The 3,818-nt window shown below is 67.7% G+C and carries 3 protein-coding genes; 2 read left to right on the forward strand and 1 reads right to left on the reverse strand.

Translation table 11 applies throughout. The features are described from left to right. The first annotated feature begins 125 nt into the window (after positions 1 to 125). Positions 126 to 1,382 (forward strand): IS256 family transposase, encoded by a 1,257-nt coding sequence (locus tag ACTMMA_RS18110; protein WP_441190474.1) that lies wholly within the window; start codon positions 126 to 128, stop codon positions 1,380 to 1,382. A 178-nt stretch (positions 1,383 to 1,560) separates the two neighbouring features. Here ACTMMA_RS18110 and ACTMMA_RS18115 read toward each other — a convergent pair whose 3' ends face one another. After that, the gene (locus ACTMMA_RS18115; RefSeq protein ID WP_441191464.1) at positions 1,561 to 2,367 is read right to left on the reverse strand and encodes a DUF4839 domain-containing protein; all 807 of its coding nucleotides are present in this window, start codon (positions 2,365 to 2,367) and stop codon (positions 1,561 to 1,563) included. 144 nt (positions 2,368 to 2,511) lie between these two features. Here ACTMMA_RS18115 and ACTMMA_RS18120 point away from each other — a divergent pair, with 144 nt between their 5' ends. Further along, positions 2,512 to 3,768 (forward strand): IS256 family transposase, encoded by a 1,257-nt coding sequence (locus ACTMMA_RS18120; RefSeq protein ID WP_441190474.1) that lies wholly within the window; start codon positions 2,512 to 2,514, stop codon positions 3,766 to 3,768. Positions 3,769 to 3,818 lie beyond the last annotated feature (50 nt).

The raw sequence follows: 3,818 nt of genomic DNA on the forward strand, positions 1-3,818 counted from the left end.
CAGTGGAGTCCACCAGAGTGGTGTACGACGGCACCCGGTGAGCGTGTCCTGCACAGGTAGGCGCGGCCACCGGTGTGATCCTTCGAGTGAACCTTCCACAGCACTCTCGAAGAGGAGCACCACCGATGACCGCTTCCCCCATTATCGACCCTGAGCAGTTCCTGCACGAGGAGCTCGCGCAGGCGAGCCCGGACCTGATGCGTCACCTGCTGCAAACCTTTATCAACAGCCTGCTGTCCGCGCAGGCCGATGCCGTGTGCGGCGCGGACTACGGCACCCGCACGGCCGAGCGCACGAACCGGCGCAACGGGTACCGGCACCGGGACCTGGACACTCGCGTCGGCACCCTGGACGTGGCGATCCCCAAGCTGCGCGAGGGGACGTTCTTCCCCGAGTGGCTGCTGGAGCGGCGTAAGCGGGCCGAGGCCGCGCTGACCACGGTGGTGGCGACCTGCTACCTGCTCGGGGTCTCCACCCGGCGCATGGACAAGCTGGTGACGGCGCTGGGCATCACCGGCCTGTCCAAGTCCCAGGTCTCGGTGATGGCGACCGAGCTGGACGAGCAGGTGGAGTCCTTCCGCACCCGCCCCCTGGACGAAGGGCCCTACACCTTCGTGGCCGTCGACGCCCTGGTGCTCAAGGTCCGCGAGGGCGGGCGCGTGGTCAAGGTGTCCGCCCTGGTCGCGACCGGCGTCAACACCGAGGGCTACCGGGAAATCCTGGGCCTACAGGTCGCCACCGGCGAGACCACCGCCTCCTGGCTGGCGTTCTTCCGCGACCTGGTCGCCCGCGGCCTCACCAGTGCCGGGCCGGTCGGGCTGGTCACCTCCGACGCCCACGCCGGCCTCGTGGAGGCCATCGGTGCCACCCTGCCCGGGACCGCGTGGCAGCGGTGCCGCACCCACTACGCCGCCAACCTCATGTCCGCGACCCCCAAGTCCTCATGGCCGTGGGTCAAGACGCTGCTGCACTCGGTGTACGACCAACCCGACGCCGAGGCCGTGCACGCCCAGTTCGACCGCGTCATCGACACGCTCACCGACAAGCTGCCCGCTGTCGCCGAACACCTCGAGAGCGCCCGGGCCGACATCCTGGCCTTCACCACCTTCCCCAAGGAGGTCTGGCGCCAGATCTGGTCCAACAACCCCCAGGAACGGCTCAACCGCGAGATCCGCAGGCGCACCGACGTCGTCGGCATCTTCCCCCACCGCGAGGCCCTCACCCGCCTCGTCGGAGCCGTCCTGGCCGAGCAGCACGACGCCTGGACCGAGCAACGACGCTACATCGGACTGGACGCCCTCACTCGGTGCCGACACGCCCTGATCCCCACCACCACCGACCCCGAGGAGATCACTGCTACCGTTCCCGCACTGACGCCCTGATCAACCCCATCGAGGGATCACCGTCGAACACCACTCCACTGGACTTGACCCCCGCCGCCCTGACCAGTCACGACGAGAGCCCAACCTCACGGCATCTCACAGTCTAGGGCCACAGAACCCCGAGTCCGTCGCGCTCCTCGGCCTCGAGGTGAAGGCCGGACTGAGGGCTCTGAGTTGGTCAGTCGAAAGTGGTTGAGATCGGGTCGAGCAGCAAGAGACAGCTGGACTCCTCGAACGTGTCGATCTCGGCGACGATGTGCAGCTCCTGACCCTTGCGCAGAGCGTCGGGGACCTCGCCCGACATGTTCAGGTCGTTCATGTTGACGTCCCGGAACTGGAAGGCGGGACCGGGAGCCTCAGACTCGCTGAACGGTCCCGCGTTGATCAAGATCCTGTACCGGGTGGTGGCTGACCCCTCGTTCATGATGTCCCCCACGCTCCCGTCGAACTCGATCGTACGACCCGCGTTCGTCTCCGCGAAGGACATGATCGAGTCGCTGCAGTAGTCAGTCTCGGCCAGGACCTTGGCGAACTCTTCATCCGACGCGGCCGTCAGCGGTGGCTCTTCGGAGGGTTCGGGCGTGCTCTCCTCGGCCGGTTCGGTGTCCTCCTCCGCCGAGCCATCCCCGGACGTGGAAGCAGATCCCTGCGCTGTCTTAGCGTCCCCCGTAGTGCTCTCCTCGGCCTCAGGATTGCAGTCACGCTCGACAATGACTCGCGGGGAAGTGGTGATCGGGGCACCGCTGGGCGGTTCCTGGCTGCAGACGGTCCAGTTGGACTCGTCCACCACGCCGAATAGTCCACCGCCCACCACCTCGACCTCGTCCTCATACCCCGCCCGGTCGACGTCACTCTTGGCGAGGTCGAGCGTCTTCCCGAGCAGATCTGGCATCAGGACAGGTTCGTCGTCCCCGCAGCCGCTGACCCCCATGGTGAGAAGGATGACGATCAGGGGAGCGCTGCCACGTCGCAGGAGAGAGCCCATGACCCTGCATTCTAGTGCGCAGTGGAGTCCACCAGAGTGGTGTACGACGGCACCCGGTGAGCGTGTCCTGCACAGGTAGGCGCGGCCACCGGTGTGATCCTTCGAGTGAACCTTCCACAGCACTCTCGAAGAGGAGCACCACCGATGACCGCTTCCCCCATTATCGACCCTGAGCAGTTCCTGCACGAGGAGCTCGCGCAGGCGAGCCCGGACCTGATGCGTCACCTGCTGCAAACCTTTATCAACAGCCTGCTGTCCGCGCAGGCCGATGCCGTGTGCGGCGCGGACTACGGCACCCGCACGGCCGAGCGCACGAACCGGCGCAACGGGTACCGGCACCGGGACCTGGACACTCGCGTCGGCACCCTGGACGTGGCGATCCCCAAGCTGCGCGAGGGGACGTTCTTCCCCGAGTGGCTGCTGGAGCGGCGTAAGCGGGCCGAGGCCGCGCTGACCACGGTGGTGGCGACCTGCTACCTGCTCGGGGTCTCCACCCGGCGCATGGACAAGCTGGTGACGGCGCTGGGCATCACCGGCCTGTCCAAGTCCCAGGTCTCGGTGATGGCGACCGAGCTGGACGAGCAGGTGGAGTCCTTCCGCACCCGCCCCCTGGACGAAGGGCCCTACACCTTCGTGGCCGTCGACGCCCTGGTGCTCAAGGTCCGCGAGGGCGGGCGCGTGGTCAAGGTGTCCGCCCTGGTCGCGACCGGCGTCAACACCGAGGGCTACCGGGAAATCCTGGGCCTACAGGTCGCCACCGGCGAGACCACCGCCTCCTGGCTGGCGTTCTTCCGCGACCTGGTCGCCCGCGGCCTCACCAGTGCCGGGCCGGTCGGGCTGGTCACCTCCGACGCCCACGCCGGCCTCGTGGAGGCCATCGGTGCCACCCTGCCCGGGACCGCGTGGCAGCGGTGCCGCACCCACTACGCCGCCAACCTCATGTCCGCGACCCCCAAGTCCTCATGGCCGTGGGTCAAGACGCTGCTGCACTCGGTGTACGACCAACCCGACGCCGAGGCCGTGCACGCCCAGTTCGACCGCGTCATCGACACGCTCACCGACAAGCTGCCCGCTGTCGCCGAACACCTCGAGAGCGCCCGGGCCGACATCCTGGCCTTCACCACCTTCCCCAAGGAGGTCTGGCGCCAGATCTGGTCCAACAACCCCCAGGAACGGCTCAACCGCGAGATCCGCAGGCGCACCGACGTCGTCGGCATCTTCCCCCACCGCGAGGCCCTCACCCGCCTCGTCGGAGCCGTCCTGGCCGAGCAGCACGACGCCTGGACCGAGCAACGACGCTACATCGGACTGGACGCCCTCACTCGGTGCCGACACGCCCTGATCCCCACCACCACCGACCCCGAGGAGATCACTGCTACCGTTCCCGCACTGACGCCCTGATCAACCCCATCGAGGGATCACCGTCGAACACCACTCCACTGGACTTGACC

This window comes from Ornithinimicrobium panacihumi, from assembly GCF_052073805.1.
Classification (GTDB): Bacteria; Actinomycetota; Actinomycetes; order Actinomycetales; family Dermatophilaceae; genus Ornithinicoccus; species Ornithinicoccus panacihumi.